Genomic DNA, 15,804 nt, shown 5'->3' with positions numbered 1-15,804 from the left:
GAACTGCAGCCGCCCCCCAGCGTTCCGTGGGAACTACGATTTCGTCATTTTGCGCGACAAGCCGCCTCGGTGCAGCGCGACAACGTCGCTTTGTGACACTCGGGAGCGCGCCGGGCCGGCGAGCCGAAAGCTGGAATCGCGTTTGAGGAGAGCGTTCGACTAGAAGCCCGTGCAACCGGAAGAGCCGCCCCTCACAGCAGAGGACTGCGAGCCGGCGGTCTTCGTTGAGCTGCGCGCGTCGAGCACGGATCCCGCAACGCGGTTCGATGCTCACCTCCCGCAGGTCAATCGCATCTGGAAGAGGCTGGCCGCCCGATACGCCCGCCTGCGGCGGGCTCCTCGGGACGAGGGCTGCTTGGCAAGATCCAAGCCCTCATAAATCCAAGCCCTCGTGGTGAGCGTCTCGAACCAGGGGGCCACGACGGCTCAGCCCATAGGAGATTGCCCTGCCCGCCGACTGCGTCAGGGCCATCTCATTCGGGACGACTGGTCGGTCGATCGACGAAAACTCCGAGCTTCGATATTTCCGAGAGAGCGGCGCATTCTGAATCAGCTACGCGGCCATCGCGCCGTCCTCATCGACGGCCTCGGCATAGAACGCGATGGTCTCGTAGCGATAGTCGCAGAGACGGCAGTGCCAGAGATAGGCGGTGCGCCGCCCATCCTTCTCGACCCAGGCCGGCAGCGCGATCGGCTCGCCACATTGGGCGCAGGGATTGTTGCGCGGCAGGTCGAGGACGCGCATCGCGGATTGCGCGTTGTCGAAATTGCGAAACTGGATGTCGGCTGCCTTCACGGCCATGACGCGCTCCCTCTCTGTTCAGTCTTCTTGAATGAGTCAGGCATGCTGTCGAACTGACGGGCGGGATCATAGCCGCGCAGCGGCTGATTTGCACGCGCCGGGATGCCGCGCGACATCCGACCTCACGAGGATGGGATCCGAGGATGGGATCAATGCGTTTGATTCAATTGCCTCCGGAAGTGACCGCCGGTTCCGCGACATGGCGGGCGCCTGGATTACGCAGATGGATGGTGGCGATATCGTCGGCATAAACCTTCTGCCAGCCGTCGACGTGATCGAGCAGCTTGGTCGCCGCACTCTGCGTGCGCAGCAGGGTCGCCTCGATGTCGTAGTCCTTGAGCAGGCGAAACAGATTGTCCGGCTCCATCAGGCCGGACGCGGCATTGTGATCGACGAAGAACTTTTCGCCGTAGAGCTCGGTGCGGCCGTCTATGAACGGCGCGACACCGGCTGAGATCAGGTAGCCGCCGAAATCATAGTCGTTGAGGACCCGCGTGAGGTTGAGCTTCTTCAGCTCGGTCACGGCTGCGACCGGGGTGCCGCGCATGTTCGGCGTGTAGTTCAGGATCGAGGCCGATGCGATGGTGCCGGCGCCGAGCGCGAGCATCACCGCCGCCGTCAGCGCGGCTCCCGACGCGCGCGCCTGCGGCAGCACGGGCAGCGCGCCCGCCTGCCGGGCCAGCGGCGCGGCGAGCACCAGCGGGCCGACCAGCGCCAGGATCTCCGCCGCGCGCGCCTGCGCCAGCGCCATGTGCAGCAGGCCGAGCAGCATCAGGATGCGCACCGGCGGCAGCCTGAGGCCGTGGAACAGCGCGACCCCGATCGCGATCAGCAGGCAGATCTCGAACGGGCCGAGGCCCTGGAAATCGGTCGCCTTCCATTCCACGATCAGCGGCAGCGCCTGACCCAGCGACAGGATCTTCTGCGACGCCAGCAGCGCGTTCCAGCCATAGGGCGTGCAGCAGCTCGCCGCCAGCGCGAGCGCGGCAAACCCCGCCCAGCGCAGCGCCAGGCCGCGGCGGGCCGGGGCATCGGCATCGACCAGCGAGTCGAGCGCGGCGGGCGCGATGAAGAACAGGCCGAACACGAAGCCGCCGTGCAGATTGGCCCACAGCGCGATCAGCAGCACCAGCGGCCATGGCGGCGCGGCCTTGCGATCGGCGGCGTCGATCAGACCGGCGATCCAGGCGACCAGGATGGGAAACGCCAGCACATGCGGCCGCGCCAATAGATGCGGCAGGCAGAGCAGGAACGCCGCGACCACGAACACCAATGTCGTGCCGTCGCGCAGATGCCGGCTGAGGGCGCGCGCGAACAGCGCAAAGGACAGCGCGATGGCCGACGCCGCCAGCACCACCGGTCCGGTCCAGCCGGCGAACTTGTAAGCGGCGGCATAGGCGACCTGCGCCAGCCACTGCGTGGAGATCCACGGCGCGCCGCGCATGGTGAAGGAATAGACGTCGACCTCGGGCACCGCGCGGTGGTCGATGATCCACTGCCCCACCGTGATCTGCCACAACGTGTCGGGATCGTTGAGCAGCCGGTTGCCGGAGATCAGCAGCAGCGCATAGACGCCGGCGCCGACCCACAGCGGCAGCAGCGCCTGCGCGCGCCCGGCGGTCGCTTCGGTGTGGGTGACGGACAGCGTCATCGCGGCATGGCCCCATTGGCGGAATTGCTCCGCCAGCCAAGCATGCACGGTATAATTCGCGGTAAACCGCCGGCGCATCCGGACTCGACCCGGCGTCTTCGCCCCATTTCTGCCACATTATCGCCCGGCGTTTGCGCCAATTACGGTGTGCAAAGTGTAAAGCGCGTGCTGGGGGGCTACTCGGCATGCGTGTGGTTCCCGGGGGATCCTGACACATGAGACGTCTCGTGCTGACGGCCTGCATTGCAGGCTTCGCGATGGCTGGTCCCGTGCCGTTCGCCATGGCTGCCGATGATGCGAGCACCGCATCGGACAGTGCAGCCAAACCGAAGGCCGGCAAGGTCAAGCTCGCCCATGTCCGCTCTGACGGCACCAGGGAGCTGGCCGTACGCAGCGCGGTGACCAAGGCCGCGCGCGAGGTCGAGGCGATCGAGGCCGTCAGCAGCGCCGACACCTCGCCGCCGATGGACGCCAATGCCTCAGCGCCAGCCGACACCGATGCCGCTGCGGCCGAGCCCCGCGAGGCCGAGCGCAAGGCGGCCGAAGCCAAGCCGCGCCACATCGACAGCGGCCATCCGCATATCGACGCGCTGGTGGCGGTGCACGCCGCCGCCAACAACATTCCGGAATCGCTGATCCACCGCGTCATCGTGCGCGAGAGCAAATACCAGAAGGACCTGGTCGGCCGCTGCGGCTGCATCGGCCTGATGCAGATCAAGCTCGGCACCGCGCGCGGCCTCGGCTACACCGGCGACGCGCAGGGCCTGCACGATCCGAACACCAACCTCACCTATGGCGTGCGCTATCTCGCCGGCGCCTACCGTGCCGCCCGCGGCGACCACGACCGCGCCGTGCTCTACTTCGCCAGGGGCTATTACGAGGAGGCCAAGCGGCAGCGCCTGGCTGACGCGCGGCCCGCCGGCCGCTCCGAGCGGACGAGCGCCCCGCTCGACATCACCCCGAAGATTGCGACCGGCCGCCACGCGCGGGCGCACTGATCGCCATTGGTTCCAAGGGCCGTCGGCATTGTCTTTCCGTGACACTCCGTTGACACGGGGGGATATCGGTCTATTTTAAGCGCGTTCCGAGGGGAGCTCCGAGGGGAGCTGAGATACCGCAGCGATGTGCGGTGACCCTTTGAACCTGATCCGGGTCATGCCGGCGAAGGGACAGGGATGCAGCAGATAACCACGCGCGGGGATGTCCCCGTTTCCATCATCGGTGCGGGCATCGCGGGTGCCTGGCAAGCCTTGCTGCTCGCGCGGGCCGGCCATCACGTCACCTTGCACGAGCGCAGCGACGCCGATCTGATGCTCTCCACCAGCCATTGGGCCGGCGGCATGCTCGCGCCCTATTGCGAGAGCGAGGTCGCCGAGCCGATCATCAGCCGGCTCGGGCTCGCCTCGCTCGACATCTGGCGGCGCGAGCTGCCGGACACGCCGTTCAACGGTTCGCTGGTGATCGCGCATGCCCGCGACCGCGCCGACTACAACCGCTTCGCCCGCCGCACCTCCGGCTATCAGCGGCTGGACGCGCAGCAGCTTGCGGCGTTGGAGCCGTCGCTGGAGGGGCGCTTCCGCGAGGGCCTGTTCTACCCGACCGAGGGCCATGTCGAGCCGCGCCGCGTGCTGCCGAAGCTGCATCAGCGCATCGTCGAGGCCGGCGGCCGGGTGCTGTTCAACAGCGACGTCACGGCTGATGATCTCGACGGCCTCGTGATCGACTGCCGCGGGCTGGAGGCGCGCGACGCCGAGCCCGAGCTGCGCGGCGTCAAGGGCGAGATGATCCTGATCGAGACCGCCGAGGTGCAGCTCGCGCGGCCCGTGCGGCTGATGCATCCGCGCTTCCCGCTCTATCTGATCCCGCGCGAGGACAATTTGTTCATGCTGGGGGCGACCTCGCTCGAGGCCGAGGACACCGGCGTCAGCTTGCGCTCGGCGCTGGAATTGCTCGGTGCCGCCTACTCCGTGCATCCCGCATTCGGCGAGGCCCGCATCCTCGAATTCGGCTCAGGGCTCAGGCCGGCCTATCCCGACAATCTGCCGCGCATCACCATCAAGGGCGAGCGCGAGATCCGCGTCAACGGCCTCTATCGCCACGGCTTCCTGATCGCGCCCGCGCTGGCGCAGGCGACGCTGAACTACATCTCGCACGGCCAGATCGACAACGAGGTGATGCGATGCGCGTGACCGTCAATGGCGAGGCCCGCGACATCGCCGCGACCTCCGTCGCCGCGCTGCTCTCCGAGCTCGACTACGAGGGCACCCATTTCGCCATCGCGCTGAACTACGACGTCGTGCCGAGGAGCCGCTGGGCCGAGACGGCGCTGAAGGCCGGCGACGAGATCGAGATCATCACGCCCCGGCAGGGAGGGTGAAGTTCATGGAGCGCTCGCTTGCGCCACGCACTCCGCTGTCGTCCCGGCGAACGCCGGGACCCATAGCCACCGGCTTTTGTGTTGAAGCTCGATCTCTCCCACCGAGGTCCCACGCCAGATCACGCGGTATGGGTCCCGGCGTTCGCCGGGACGACGTGGGGAGGGAGGTCGCGCCCCACGCACACCTCTCATCGCCCGGCGAAAGCGCGAAGCGCGTCTCGGCGAAAACGACCGGGCGATCCAGTACGCCGCGGCCTATCTGCGTGTCCGAGCCGCCTCTGGAATACTGGATCCCCGCTTTCGCGGGGATGACAGGCTTCATTGCGGCGACCACCGTCCGACATGGCGGAGACCATTGATGCCCACCTTCTACGACAAGACCTTCACCTCCCGCCTGCTGATCGGCACCGCGCTCTATCCCTCGCCCGCGATCATGCAGGACGCGATCCGCGCCTCCGGCGCGGAAATCGTCACCGTGTCGCTGCGGCGCGAGGCCGCCGGCGGCAAGACCGGCGACGCGTTCTGGAAGCTGATCAACGAGCTGAATGTCACGGTGTTGCCGAACACCGCCGGCTGCCGCAGCGTGCGCGAGGCGGTGACGACCGCCAAGCTCGCGCGCGAATTGTTCGGCACGTCCTGGATCAAGCTCGAGGTGATCGGCGACAACGACACCCTGCAGCCCGACGTGGTCGGGCTCGTCGAAGCCGCGACCATCCTGATCAAGGACGGTTTCGAGGTCTTCCCCTATTGCACCGAGGATCTCACGGTCGCGATGCGCCTGGTCGATGCCGGCTGCAAGGTCGTGATGCCCTGGGCGGCGCCGATCGGCTCGGCCAAGGGCATCACCAATCGCGATGCGCTCAAGCTCCTACGCGACCGCCTGCCTGACATCAGCCTCGTCGTCGACGCCGGCCTCGGCGCGCCCTCGCACGCGGCGGAAGCGCTCGAGCTCGGCTACGACGCCGTGCTGCTCAACACCGCGGTGGCAAAAGCCGCCGACCCGGTCGCGATGGCGCGCGCCTTCCGGCTCGGCTGCGAGGCCGGCCGCACCGCTTACGAGGCCGGGCTGATGGACGCCCGCGATTTCGCCTCGCCCTCCACCCCTGTCGTTGGGACACCGTTCTGGCATGCCGTATCCTGACCGCTTCTATCCCGTCGTCGACAGCCTCGCCTGGGTCGAGCGCCTCACCAAGCTCGGCGTCGGCACGGTGCAGTTGCGCGCGAAAGACCTCAACGACGGCGAGGCGCTGCAGATCGTCACCGACGCGCTCGCCATCACCAAGGGCACCGCGACCAGGCTGATCGTCAACGACTACTGGCGCGCCGCGATCGTCGCCGGCGCCGCGCACGTCCATCTCGGCCAGGAGGATCTCGCCGACGCCGACGTCGCCGCGATCAAGGAGGCCGGCCTGACGCTCGGCCTCTCGACCCATGACGACGCCGAGCTGGAAACCGCGCTCGCCGCCAAGCCCGACTACGTCGCGCTCGGTCCGATCTTCCCGACGACGTTGAAGGCGATGCGCTTCGCTCCGCAGGGCGTCGCGAAGATCACCGAGTGGAAGAAGCGCGTCGGCACGATTCCGCTGGTCGCGATCGGCGGCATCAAGCTGGAGCAGGCCGCGGAGATCTTTGCCGCTGGCGCCGATTCCATCGCGGTCGTCAGCGACGTCACCCAGAACGTAGACCCCGACGCCCGCGTCCGCGCCTGGCTCGATGCGACGAAGGAGCCGGCCTGATGCGCGCCACTATTGCGAATGCGTCTGAGAGCGATTGGGCCCCGACCTCGCCCCACACGAGCTCGTTCCCTCCCCCCTTGTGGGGGAGGGCTAGGGAGGGGGGTGAGCCACGAGCACCGAACGCGGGGTTACCCCCCTCCCCAACCCTCCCCCACAAGGGGGGAGGGAGCCTGAACAGCATCCGCCCCTTACGTCGACAACTCATTTTCGCCCTCGGCTCGGTACGAGCGAGCAACTGGCATGAGGCTCAACTCTCTCCACCGTCATTGCGAGCGAAGCGACGCAATCCAGAGCGACGTGAGCAGCCCTGGATTGCTTCGTCGCAAGTGCTCCTCGCAGTGACGTCCCCCATTCACTCCGACAACAACGATTGAGAAGGAGGATCCCATGAACATCCGCTCCAATCCCGACACCACCCTGCCCGCCGTCACCACCGGCCCGCTGCCCTCCTCGCGCAAGATCTACGCGACCCCGGAGTCCGCGCCCGACCTGCGCGTGCCGCTGCGCGAGATCATCCTCTCCGAAGGCGCCGGTGAGCCCAACCTGCCGGTCTACGACACCTCCGGCCCCTACACCGACCCGACCGTGACGATCGACGTCAACGCCGGCCTGTCGCGCACCCGCACCGCCTGGGTGCGCGAGCGCGGCGGTGTCGAGGAATATGTCGGCCGCGACATCAAGCCCGAGGACAACGGCAATGTCGGCGCCGACAAGGCCGCAAAAGCGTTCACCGCGCACCACAAGCCGTTGCGTGGCCTCGACGGCCACAAGATCACCCAGCTCGAATTCGCCCGCGCCGGCATCATCACCAAGGAGATGATCTACGTCGCCGAGCGCGAGAATCTCGGCCGCAAGGCCCAACTCGAGCGCGCCGAGGCCGCGCTCGCCGACGGCGAAAGCTTCGGCGCCGAGGTCCCGGCCTTCATCACCCCGGAGTTCGTGCGCTCGGAGATCGCGCGGGGACGCGCCATCATCCCCTGCAACATCAACCATGCCGAGCTGGAGCCGATGATCATCGGCCGCAACTTCCTCACCAAGATCAACGCCAATATCGGCAACTCGGCGGTGACCTCCTCGGTTGAAGAAGAAGTCGACAAGATGGTGTGGGCGATCCGCTGGGGCGCCGACACCGTGATGGACCTCTCGACGGGCCGCAACATCCACACCACCCGCGAATGGATCCTGCGCAATTCGCCGGTGCCGATCGGCACCGTGCCGATCTACCAGGCGCTGGAGAAGTGCAACGGCGACCCGGTGCAGCTGACCTGGGAGCTCTACAAGGACACCCTGATCGAGCAGTGCGAGCAGGGCGTCGACTACTTCACCATCCATGCCGGCGTGCGGCTGGCCTACATCCACCTCACCGCGAGCCGCGTCACCGGCATCGTCAGCCGCGGCGGCTCGATCATGGCCAAGTGGTGCCTCGCGCATCACAAGGAGAGCTTCCTCCACACCCATTTCGAGGAGATCTGCGACATCATGCGCAAGTATGACGTCTCGTTCTCGCTCGGCGACGGCCTGCGCCCGGGCTCGATCGCGGATGCCAACGACCGCGCCCAGTTCGCGGAGCTGGAGACGCTGGGCGAGCTCACCAAGATCGCCTGGGACAAGGGTTGCCAGGTCATGATCGAGGGCCCCGGCCACGTGCCGATGCACAAGATCAAGATCAACATGGACAAGCAACTCAAGGAGTGCGGCGAGGCGCCGTTCTACACCTTGGGGCCGCTGACCACCGACATCGCGCCGGGCTACGACCACATCACTTCGGGCATCGGTGCGGCGATGATCGGCTGGTTCGGCTGCGCCATGCTGTGCTACGTGACGCCGAAGGAGCATCTCGGTCTCCCCGACCGCAACGACGTCAAGGTCGGCGTCATCACCTACAAGATCGCCGCCCACGCCGCCGATCTCGCCAAGGGCCATCCCGCAGCGCAGCTCCGCGACGACGCGCTGTCCCGCGCCCGCTTCGACTTCCGCTGGACCGACCAGTTCAACCTCGGCCTCGATCCGGAGACCGCAAAGCACTTCCACGACGAGACCCTGCCGAAGGAAGCCCACAAGGTCGCGCATTTCTGCTCGATGTGCGGCCCGAAATTCTGCTCGATGAAGATCACCCAGGACGTCCGCGACTACGCCGCCACGCTGAATGATCCGACCACCGTTGGCATGACCATCAGCGGCACCATCGAGGACGGCATGGCCCAGATGAGCGCCAAGTTCAAGGAAATGGGCGGCAGCGTGTATCTGGATGCGGAGAAGGTGAAGGAGAGCAACAAGGCGCTGTCCTGAGCCGCCCCGCTCTCTCCATCGTCATGGCCCGGCGCAGACCCGGCCATCCATCAAAGCCGGGCGAAAGCCCGGCTTTGAGCTTGCAAGTTTCCTGTCCTCCGCACCCAATCAATGGCGGGCAATCGATGCGAGGACTAGGAACGCACTTGTCAGCCTTCGAAGACTTAGAACGATTCGCGTTATCCACAGGGAACACGAACGAACAGATCCAGCCACTTACGTGGCATGTATTTTTAATGATCCATTAAGGCGACCGCTAGCTACATGCTACATCCTTGCACTTTGTAGCGAGAGACATCACCCTTCCCGCCAAATTGAGCGGGAGAATCCGATGTCCGGACGGTCTTCTCGAGAACCGAAGCAGCACTGGTTATTTGGCTTAGCGGCCTGTTTGTGGCCGGTCGCTTTTGCACTGGTAGGAGTTTTCGGAAGCCTTCCAAGGTCCGCATTGGAGCTACTCACGCGGGCCTTGCGAGTTTGGTGAGCAATCCAAATAGATTGAATGGAAAGCCATGCCCATCCACCACATCCCGGCCCCACCCCACATCAAGGCCCCACCGCTGTCGTTCGGCACCCGTGTCGGCGACCTCCTCTTCATCTCCGGCATTCCCGGCTTCGACGCCCACGGCAACCTGCCCGACAATTTCGAGGCGCAGTTCGCCAACGTCGTGACGAACTTCACCCGCGTCCTGACCGAAGGCGGCGCTGATATTCGCGACCTCGTCAAGGTCAACGTGCTGCTGACGCGCGCCGCTGATGTTGCGACCATGAACCGGCTCTATGCCGAGGCGTTTGGGCCGGCACCCTACCCTGCGCGCACCACCTGCGTGGTGGTGGCGCTGCCTGATCCGAAGATGCTGATCGAGATCGAGGGCGTCGCGGCGGTCGTGAAACGGTAGGGTGGGTTAGCGGACGGCAACCGACGATCTCTCCACGCTCGCACATGGCTGAAAGCCGTTCGCGTAACCCACCATTCCGCGCAGGCGGCGGGTTACGCGCCCTGGCAAACATTCCCTCCGCGGTGAAATCGTCCCGCGGGCGCTAACCCGCCCTGCGTTCTCCGTGCAGGAAGCAACCGCTCCGCCTGCAGAATTCGCCGGCCTCAGCTACTCGCCGTCGCCCAAGCGCAGTTCAACCGCGAGGTCCCCTTCATCCACTGCAATGATGCCGAGCCGCGCCGCCGTTTGCCACCGCAGCGAGCGGCCTGCCTCATTCTGCTGCAACCCTGCGTCGTAATGGCCCCCGCTCCGCTGTTTTCGTCTCTTGCGGCCGATTTAAATTTTAAATAGGATTTAAATAGTCCGAAACATTATCTCCGAAAATTTCACGATAGATGTTTTATTCATGGCCGATCCATGCCCTGTTCCGCCTCGTCGGCGCCGCCACGGCGCCATTGCGGGAGGCGATCCGGGAGGCCTTCCAGGCCCAGGTCTATCCGCTCGGCTACGTTCCCTCGCATGACGGCATGCGCGGGCTGATGACCCTGGGCGTCGTTACGGCCCATGTCTCGCACACGCTCGTGCCGGGCGCCGTGCTCTATATCGACCTGTTTTTCGTGGCGAGCGCCTACTACATCACCGGCCTGCTGCTGCGGGACATCGACAAGCACGGCCACATCAGGTTCCGGCAGTTCTATGCGCGGCGCTTCGCCCGGATCGTGCCGCCGCTGCTGCTGATGCTCGCCGCCTATCTGCTGTTCACCTGGCTGCTGCGGCCGCCGTTCCTGCCGGCGCTGGAACGCGCCGCGATCGCGCTCTCCTACATCGCCAACTACTGGTATGTGTTCGACCCGAAGACGATCGAGGACATCGGCCACACCTGGACGCTGTCGACCGAGGAGCAGTTCTATCTGCTGTGGCCGCTGACCTTCGCAGTCCTGGTCAAACGCCTCGGCGTCACCTGGCGATTGGTCGGCGCCATCTGCGCCATTGCGGCCGCGATCTGGGCCTGGCGCGTGGCGCTGGTGCTCGATGGGGCCGAGTGGCGGCGGCTCTATACCGCGTTCGACACCCGCGCCGATGCACTGATGGCGGGATGCGCGATGGCCGTCGTGCTCAGGCTGGTGCCGCACGGCACCTCACCCGCGCTCGACCGGCTCTGGCCGAAGCTGGCGTGGCCGCTCCTGATCTATTGGGGCACGGTCACCTTCCTGTTCTGGTCGGCGGACGGGCCGAGCATGAACTACTATCTGTTCGGCAGCATGGTGTGCGGCGTGCTTCCCGGCATCCTCGCGTTGACCATGCTGATGCGCAGCCACGGCACGATCTGCCACCGCATCTTCGAATGGCCGGTCGCGATCTTCCTCGGCCGGATCTTCTACGGCATCTATCTCTGGCACCTGCCGGTCCTGAATTTCCTGGACAGCTACGGCGTCTGGTGGCCGCTGCGGCTCGCGATCGGGCTGCCGCTGTCGGTCGTGGCGGCCACGCTGTCCTACGCTTATCTCGAGCGCCACTTCCTGCGTCGGCGCGCGGGGCCGGTGGCCTCGCAGCCGCTCCTCGCCGGCGCGGGTCCGGCGCTGGTTCCGACCGCGAGCTTCAGCGGCGATCTCCGGTTCTCGTCCCGACCGAGCGCCGGAGGCATCCACTCCTGAGGCCTGCGCGACGCGCTGCGCAGGCCGAGAGGCCTCTCGCTCCGCCGCCTCATCGCGCCTCATCATCGGCCGGGGGCATCGCGCGCTTTTGCCGCACGATTCGCGCGCGGCTGCCTTCAAATTGATCGAGACCGCTCCGACATAGGGCCGGCCGCGGGCTGGGCCAGTTTGTTGCCGGAGTTTTCACGATGCCTCGTTTCACCACAGTCTGTCTTGCCGCAGGCCTCGCCGCGGCCGCGCTGCTCGCCGCTGCGCCGGCGCAAGCCGGCTACTACATCATCCGCTGGGACAACACCGGCATCTGCCAGGTCTGGAGCGAGGCTTTCGCCTTCAAGCCGATCGCATGGCCGTCAGGCTATCAGGTCATCAGCCGGCCGGTGCCGACGTTCAACGACGCCGTGACCCGCCAGATCAGGCTGCGCCAGCAGGGCCGCTGCACGCTGTAAGCCGGCGCGCGCCTGACGCGCGTCCATGTGACGGCTGCATGTCGTCATTCACATCCCGGACATCGCTGTGAACGACGGCACGGGCGGCTTGCGTTGCGCGCGCTTTTGTCGCACCACTTGGGCCTTGGTCCGGCCGCAAGGCCGGTGGCCCGCGCAGGCGGGCGATTGTCGTTGTTTCGTTTGAGGAGATTGATGATGCGTCGCCTGACCACGTTCGCTGCCGCCACGGCCATTGCAGCCGCCTCGATCGTGCCCACCGCCTTCGCCGCGCCTGCGCCCAAGTCCGGCTACTACGTGATCCGCTGGGACAACACCGGCATCTGCCAGATCTGGAACACCGAGTTGCAGTCGAAGCCGGTGGAGTGGCCGTCGACCTACAAGATCGTTTCCAAGCCGGTGCCGACCTTCGTCGAGGCGACCAACATCCAGCTCAAGCTGCGCGACGAGCGCCGCTGCTTCCTGTAAGCGGCGTTCGCACGCATTCATGCATGGCGGCGGTCAGGCGGCGCTGACCGCGCTCGCCTGCATCGGCACGAATCCGGGCAGATCAGTGATCCGCGCCAGCCACGCCTGCACGCTCGGGTACGGCGTCAGCGACACGCCGCCTTCGGGCGCGTGCGCGGTGTAGCTGTAGAGCGCGACGTCGGCGATGGTCGGCGCCGCGCCGGTGAGGAACGGCCGCGCGGCGAGTTCGCGCTCCATCACCGTGAACAGGCTGTTGGCGAGCTGATGCGCCCTCGCCATGTCCAGCGGGGCGCCGAACAAGGTCGCCACCCGCGCCGCTGCCGGGCCGAACGCGAGCGGACCGGCCGCGGCCGACAGCCAGCGCTGGACCTGCGCCTGGCCGAGCGGATCGCGCGGCAGCCATTTGCCCGAGCCGTCATAGCGGCCGGCGAGATAGACCAGGATCGCATTGGAGTCCGGGATGACGGCGTCGCCGTCGACCAGCACCGGCACCTGGCCGAACGAATTGAGCGCGAGAAAGTCCGGCCGCTTGTGCGCGCCGCCCTTGAGGTCGACCTCGACGAGCTCGCAAGGCAGGTCAAGCAGGCTCAACATGAGCCGCACGCGATGCGCGTGGCCGGAAAGGACGAAATGATACAGACGACGTTGCGACATGCTGTGCTCCTGTTGCTCGCCGTCACCTAGACCACGGCCGCCGCAGCAACAATGCAGCATCGCGTCAACAGCCTGTTGCAACGACTGCAACAATGCGACAACGGCGCCATGGATCGCCTGCCCGACCAACTCCAGCCCGGCCTGCGCCTCGTCTTCGTCGGCACCGCCGCGAGCGAGCGCTCGGCGGCGACCGGGCACTATTACGCCCACCCCGGCAACCGCTTCTGGCCGACGCTGTTCGCCGTCGGCCTGACGCCGCGGCTGTACCAGCCGCACGAGTTTCCAGCGCTGCGCGCGCTCGGCATCGGCTTCACCGATCTGTGCAAGCAGGGCGCGGGCATGGACCATGTCGCGCTGAAGGCCGGCGTCGACGTCGCCGGTTTCATTGCGAAGATCCGACAGCATCGACCAGCCACGGTCGCCTTCACCAGCAAGAAGGCCGCGAGCCTGTTCTATGGCCAGCCGACCGGCGCGACCGCGCTCGGGCTGCAGCCGGAGCAGGCCGACTTCCCGACCACGTTCGTGCTCGCCTCGCCGTCCGGCGCGGCGTCGGGTGCGTGGACATTGGCGCCGTGGCGGGAGCTGGCGATGCATTTGGCCCAGACCTCAGACGCGCAGCCGACTCGCGTGCGGTGATGATGGGTAGTAAGCCCATCATCATTGCGGCATGCGACTCGCTGACGACGATCCGCGCAATGCCGATGACTGCGCCCTCTCCCCTTGTGGGAGAGGGCATGTAGTATAGAGCGGCAAACGCGCTCGGGTGAGGGGTCCCTCTCCGAGCGTAGTTTGCTGAGAGAGACCTCTCACCCAAGCGAGCGGGCTGATCGGCCGGAGATGCCCTCTCCCACAAGGGGAGAGGGCGCTGCATCGCAGAGCGCAATGCTGGCGATCCGACGCGCGGTTGTGGCTATCCACGTCACCGAGGTGAAGCATCCTATCTCTGCCCGACGGGCAATCCGCGCATGCGCATCATGCGCAAACTGCCCGTCGTGTTAGTTTGTCGCACCCACGCGCGCTTGCCACGTCGAGGCTGGGCAAGAATCCGAATTAGGGGGGTGAGAGGGCTCGGCGCGGTGCAATTTCGAGCCATGACTGCATCATGGTCCAGAATCGGATCAGGGCAAGCGAAACCGCCTCCCATGCGCCCCTCGCTTCGCCGGAAGTGGCATGTAGAGCTGCAAGAGCCCATTCGGCGATGCGGGCGAGGAAGTCGTCGAAGCCGAGAATGTTGAGGGCGCGGGTGAGATTGTAGCAGAGCGCCATGAGGCTCCATTCCCCGCGAACCTTGTCGAAGCCGCGGACAAGGAAGTGCTGATAGCCGGCGCGGCACTTGAGCGTGCCGAACGGGTGCTCGACGATGGCCGAGCGGCGGCGCATCAATTGGCCGGCCTGTTCGCTCGCCATCCTCTGGCGGTGACGATCCAGCACCTCTTCGTGCTCCCATCGAGAGACGCGGCGGCTTTTTTCCTTCGCAGAGAGACAAGACGCCTTGAGGGGGCAGATGCCGCAAGTCGCCACGGAGGCCAGGTAGCGGCGTTCCATCCTGCCGCTCGTATTCTTCCAGAGCTTCTTTGTTGGATGCAGCGCTTGGCCTGCGGGACACTGGTAGGTGTCGGTCGCGGAATTGTAGGTGAAGTCACCTCGCGTGAAGCGACCGTGCTTCTTGCCATTGCCGTGATGCAGCGGGACATAGGCGGTGACGCCGTCATCCTCGCAAGCCTTGATATCCTCGCTGTTGTAATAGCCGACATCTGCCAGTATCTGCAGCGCCTCGACCTGGAGGCCCTCCTTGGCCGCCTTCGCCATCATATGAAGGTGTCCTGTATCGCTGCGATTGACGACCTCGCTGGCGATGATCAGCTTATGCTTGTCGTCGACGACGCTCTGGACATTGTAGCCTGCGATCGTCTGGTCGCCCTTGCTCAGCAGTCGCGCATCGGAATCGGTCTTCGACACCTGTCCCTTGTCGCCCTTGTCCAGGTTCTCCAGATCGGACTGTGCGCGTTCACGCCTGGCCATCAGCTCCTTGATCTTGTCCCCGACATCGCCGCCATCCTTGTTGCCATCCTTGCCGTCGTCGGGCTGCTTGGCTTCCGCCGCGTCGTTGGTGTCGAGAGACTTGCCGTACGCCTCAATCTCCTCATCGAGCTTGGCGATCTGTTTGGCGAGCTTCCCGCGCGTGAAGATGCTGTCCTTGCTGGCATTGCCGTGGAACAGCGCGCCGTCGACCGCGACCAGGGTCCCGCCGATCAACCCGATCTCCTGCAGCAACAGGACGAAGCTACGGTTCGCCGCCTTCAAGGCAGCCCAGTTCTCCTTGCGGAAGTTCGCAATCGTCCGATAGCCGGGCTTCAGGTTCCTCAACAACCAGATCAGCTCCAGATTGCGGCCGGCTTCACGCTCGAGCCGGCGCGACGATCTGATCTGGTTCAGATAACCATAGAGATAAAGCTTCAGCAGGTCCGCCGGATCGTACGGCGGCTGCCCGACACCCGATCCCCTCCGCTTGGCGTGGCGGAAGCCAAGCTTGGCCAGATCGAGAGCGTTGACGTAGCTGTCAATCGCACGAACCGGATTGTCCGGCCCGACATAATCCTCAATCCGAGGCGGAAGCAGGCTCTTTTGATCGCGGCTCTCGCCGCTCTTGAACGGCCGATTCGTCATGCCCCCAAATCTTACCGTGAACACTGAGTTCTTGCCCAGCCTCGTCGGGCAAATCAGGACGATGTTTTCGCTCAACCCGCCTCATGCAGAGGGACGTACGCGTCGTCACGATACGTGGAGGTGG

General features: G+C 65.8%; 15 protein-coding genes and 1 riboswitch. Of the genes, 11 read left to right on the top strand and 4 right to left on the bottom strand.

All coding sequences use genetic code 11. From position 1 onward, the window contains the following. Positions 1–553: 553 nt before the first annotated feature. Both QX121_RS08855 and QX121_RS08850 read right to left on the bottom strand, forming a co-directional pair. Positions 554–802 carry a hypothetical protein gene (locus tag QX121_RS08855; RefSeq protein ID WP_315772004.1) on the bottom strand — a complete coding sequence of 83 codons (249 nt, stop codon included), beginning with the start codon at positions 800–802 and terminating at the stop codon, positions 554–556. 163 nt (positions 803–965) lie between these two features. Further along, positions 966–2,453 (bottom strand): hypothetical protein, encoded by a 1,488-nt coding sequence (locus QX121_RS08850; protein ID WP_315811839.1) that lies wholly within the window; start codon positions 2,451–2,453, stop codon positions 966–968. 215 nt (positions 2,454–2,668) lie between these two features. On the opposite strand from QX121_RS08850, the gene QX121_RS08845 reads away from it, so the two are divergent. From QX121_RS08845 to QX121_RS08800, 10 genes are all read left to right on the top strand, one after another. Continuing rightward, positions 2,669–3,451, top strand: coding sequence for a lytic transglycosylase domain-containing protein (locus QX121_RS08845; RefSeq protein WP_315772002.1), 783 nt, complete (start codon positions 2,669–2,671; stop codon positions 3,449–3,451). Between the two features lie 79 nt (positions 3,452–3,530). Next, positions 3,531–3,641: riboswitch (TPP riboswitch) on the top strand. Next, positions 3,629–4,642 (top strand): FAD-dependent oxidoreductase, encoded by a 1,014-nt coding sequence (locus tag QX121_RS08840; protein ID WP_315811695.1) that lies wholly within the window; start codon positions 3,629–3,631, stop codon positions 4,640–4,642. It overlaps the preceding riboswitch by 13 nt. Then, positions 4,633–4,830: a sulfur carrier protein ThiS gene (thiS, locus tag QX121_RS08835; RefSeq protein WP_315775976.1), complete on the top strand. Its 198-nt coding sequence runs from the start codon at positions 4,633–4,635 to the stop codon at positions 4,828–4,830. The genes QX121_RS08840 and thiS overlap by 10 nt, the downstream gene beginning before the upstream one ends. Before the next feature lie 358 nt (positions 4,831–5,188). Next, positions 5,189–5,971, top strand: a complete 783-nt coding sequence (locus QX121_RS08830; RefSeq protein ID WP_315811694.1) for a thiazole synthase — start codon at positions 5,189–5,191, stop codon at positions 5,969–5,971. After that, positions 5,958–6,566, top strand: coding sequence for a thiamine phosphate synthase (locus QX121_RS08825; RefSeq protein WP_315811693.1), 609 nt, complete (start codon positions 5,958–5,960; stop codon positions 6,564–6,566). Before QX121_RS08830 ends, QX121_RS08825 begins: the two co-directional genes overlap by 14 nt. 387 nt (positions 6,567–6,953) lie before the next feature. Then, complete coding sequence (thiC, locus tag QX121_RS08820) at positions 6,954–8,855, top strand: phosphomethylpyrimidine synthase ThiC (RefSeq protein WP_315811692.1); 1,902 nt, start codon at positions 6,954–6,956, stop codon at positions 8,853–8,855. Between the two features lie 512 nt (positions 8,856–9,367). Next, positions 9,368–9,754, top strand: a complete 387-nt coding sequence (locus QX121_RS08815; protein WP_315811691.1) for a RidA family protein — start codon at positions 9,368–9,370, stop codon at positions 9,752–9,754. 434 nt (positions 9,755–10,188) lie between these two features. Next, positions 10,189–11,448, top strand: coding sequence for an acyltransferase (locus tag QX121_RS08810; RefSeq protein WP_315796701.1), 1,260 nt, complete (start codon positions 10,189–10,191; stop codon positions 11,446–11,448). Between the two features lie 188 nt (positions 11,449–11,636). Continuing rightward, a complete protein-coding gene (locus tag QX121_RS08805; protein WP_315738574.1) occupies positions 11,637–11,894 on the top strand; it encodes a hypothetical protein in 258 nt (85 codons plus the stop codon). 195 nt (positions 11,895–12,089) lie between these two features. Next, on the top strand, positions 12,090–12,359 hold the full coding sequence (locus QX121_RS08800; RefSeq protein ID WP_315738575.1) for a hypothetical protein: 270 nt from the start codon (positions 12,090–12,092) through the stop codon (positions 12,357–12,359). A 33-nt stretch (positions 12,360–12,392) separates the two neighbouring features. Here the strand turns inward: QX121_RS08800 and QX121_RS08795 are convergent, their stop codons facing one another. Next, on the bottom strand, positions 12,393–13,013 hold the full coding sequence (locus QX121_RS08795) for a glutathione S-transferase (RefSeq protein ID WP_315811690.1): 621 nt from the start codon (positions 13,011–13,013) through the stop codon (positions 12,393–12,395). A gap of 108 nt (positions 13,014–13,121) precedes the next feature. Here QX121_RS08795 and QX121_RS08790 point away from each other — a divergent pair, with 108 nt between their 5' ends. After that, positions 13,122–13,649 (top strand): mismatch-specific DNA-glycosylase, encoded by a 528-nt coding sequence (locus tag QX121_RS08790; protein ID WP_315738735.1) that lies wholly within the window; start codon positions 13,122–13,124, stop codon positions 13,647–13,649. A gap of 414 nt (positions 13,650–14,063) precedes the next feature. Here QX121_RS08790 and QX121_RS08785 read toward each other — a convergent pair whose 3' ends face one another. Next, complete coding sequence (locus QX121_RS08785; RefSeq protein ID WP_315811689.1) at positions 14,064–15,755, bottom strand: IS1182 family transposase; 1,692 nt, start codon at positions 15,753–15,755, stop codon at positions 14,064–14,066. Positions 15,756–15,804: the final 49 nt, after the last annotated feature.

This window comes from Bradyrhizobium sp. SZCCHNR2028 (assembly GCF_032380995.1).
GTDB lineage: Bacteria > Pseudomonadota > Alphaproteobacteria > Rhizobiales > Xanthobacteraceae > Bradyrhizobium.
This window is presented reverse-complemented; position numbering and strand designations above follow the sequence as displayed.

Coding starts and splice junctions, on each gene's coding strand:
- QX121_RS08855 (WP_315772004.1), bottom strand. CDS start 802: ATGGCCGTGAAGGCAGCCGACATCCAGTTTCGCAATTTCGACAACGCG.
- QX121_RS08850 (WP_315811839.1), bottom strand. CDS start 2,453: ATGACGCTGTCCGTCACCCACACCGAAGCGACCGCCGGGCGCGCGCAG.
- QX121_RS08845 (WP_315772002.1), top strand. CDS start 2,669: ATGAGACGTCTCGTGCTGACGGCCTGCATTGCAGGCTTCGCGATGGCT.
- QX121_RS08840 (WP_315811695.1), top strand. CDS start 3,629: ATGCAGCAGATAACCACGCGCGGGGATGTCCCCGTTTCCATCATCGGT.
- thiS (WP_315775976.1), top strand. CDS start 4,633: ATGCGCGTGACCGTCAATGGCGAGGCCCGCGACATCGCCGCGACCTCC.
- QX121_RS08830 (WP_315811694.1), top strand. CDS start 5,189: ATGCCCACCTTCTACGACAAGACCTTCACCTCCCGCCTGCTGATCGGC.
- QX121_RS08825 (WP_315811693.1), top strand. CDS start 5,958: ATGCCGTATCCTGACCGCTTCTATCCCGTCGTCGACAGCCTCGCCTGG.
- thiC (WP_315811692.1), top strand. CDS start 6,954: ATGAACATCCGCTCCAATCCCGACACCACCCTGCCCGCCGTCACCACC.
- QX121_RS08815 (WP_315811691.1), top strand. CDS start 9,368: ATGCCCATCCACCACATCCCGGCCCCACCCCACATCAAGGCCCCACCG.
- QX121_RS08810 (WP_315796701.1), top strand. CDS start 10,189: ATGTTTTATTCATGGCCGATCCATGCCCTGTTCCGCCTCGTCGGCGCC.
- QX121_RS08805 (WP_315738574.1), top strand. CDS start 11,637: ATGCCTCGTTTCACCACAGTCTGTCTTGCCGCAGGCCTCGCCGCGGCC.
- QX121_RS08800 (WP_315738575.1), top strand. CDS start 12,090: ATGCGTCGCCTGACCACGTTCGCTGCCGCCACGGCCATTGCAGCCGCC.
- QX121_RS08795 (WP_315811690.1), bottom strand. CDS start 13,013: ATGTCGCAACGTCGTCTGTATCATTTCGTCCTTTCCGGCCACGCGCAT.
- QX121_RS08790 (WP_315738735.1), top strand. CDS start 13,122: ATGGATCGCCTGCCCGACCAACTCCAGCCCGGCCTGCGCCTCGTCTTC.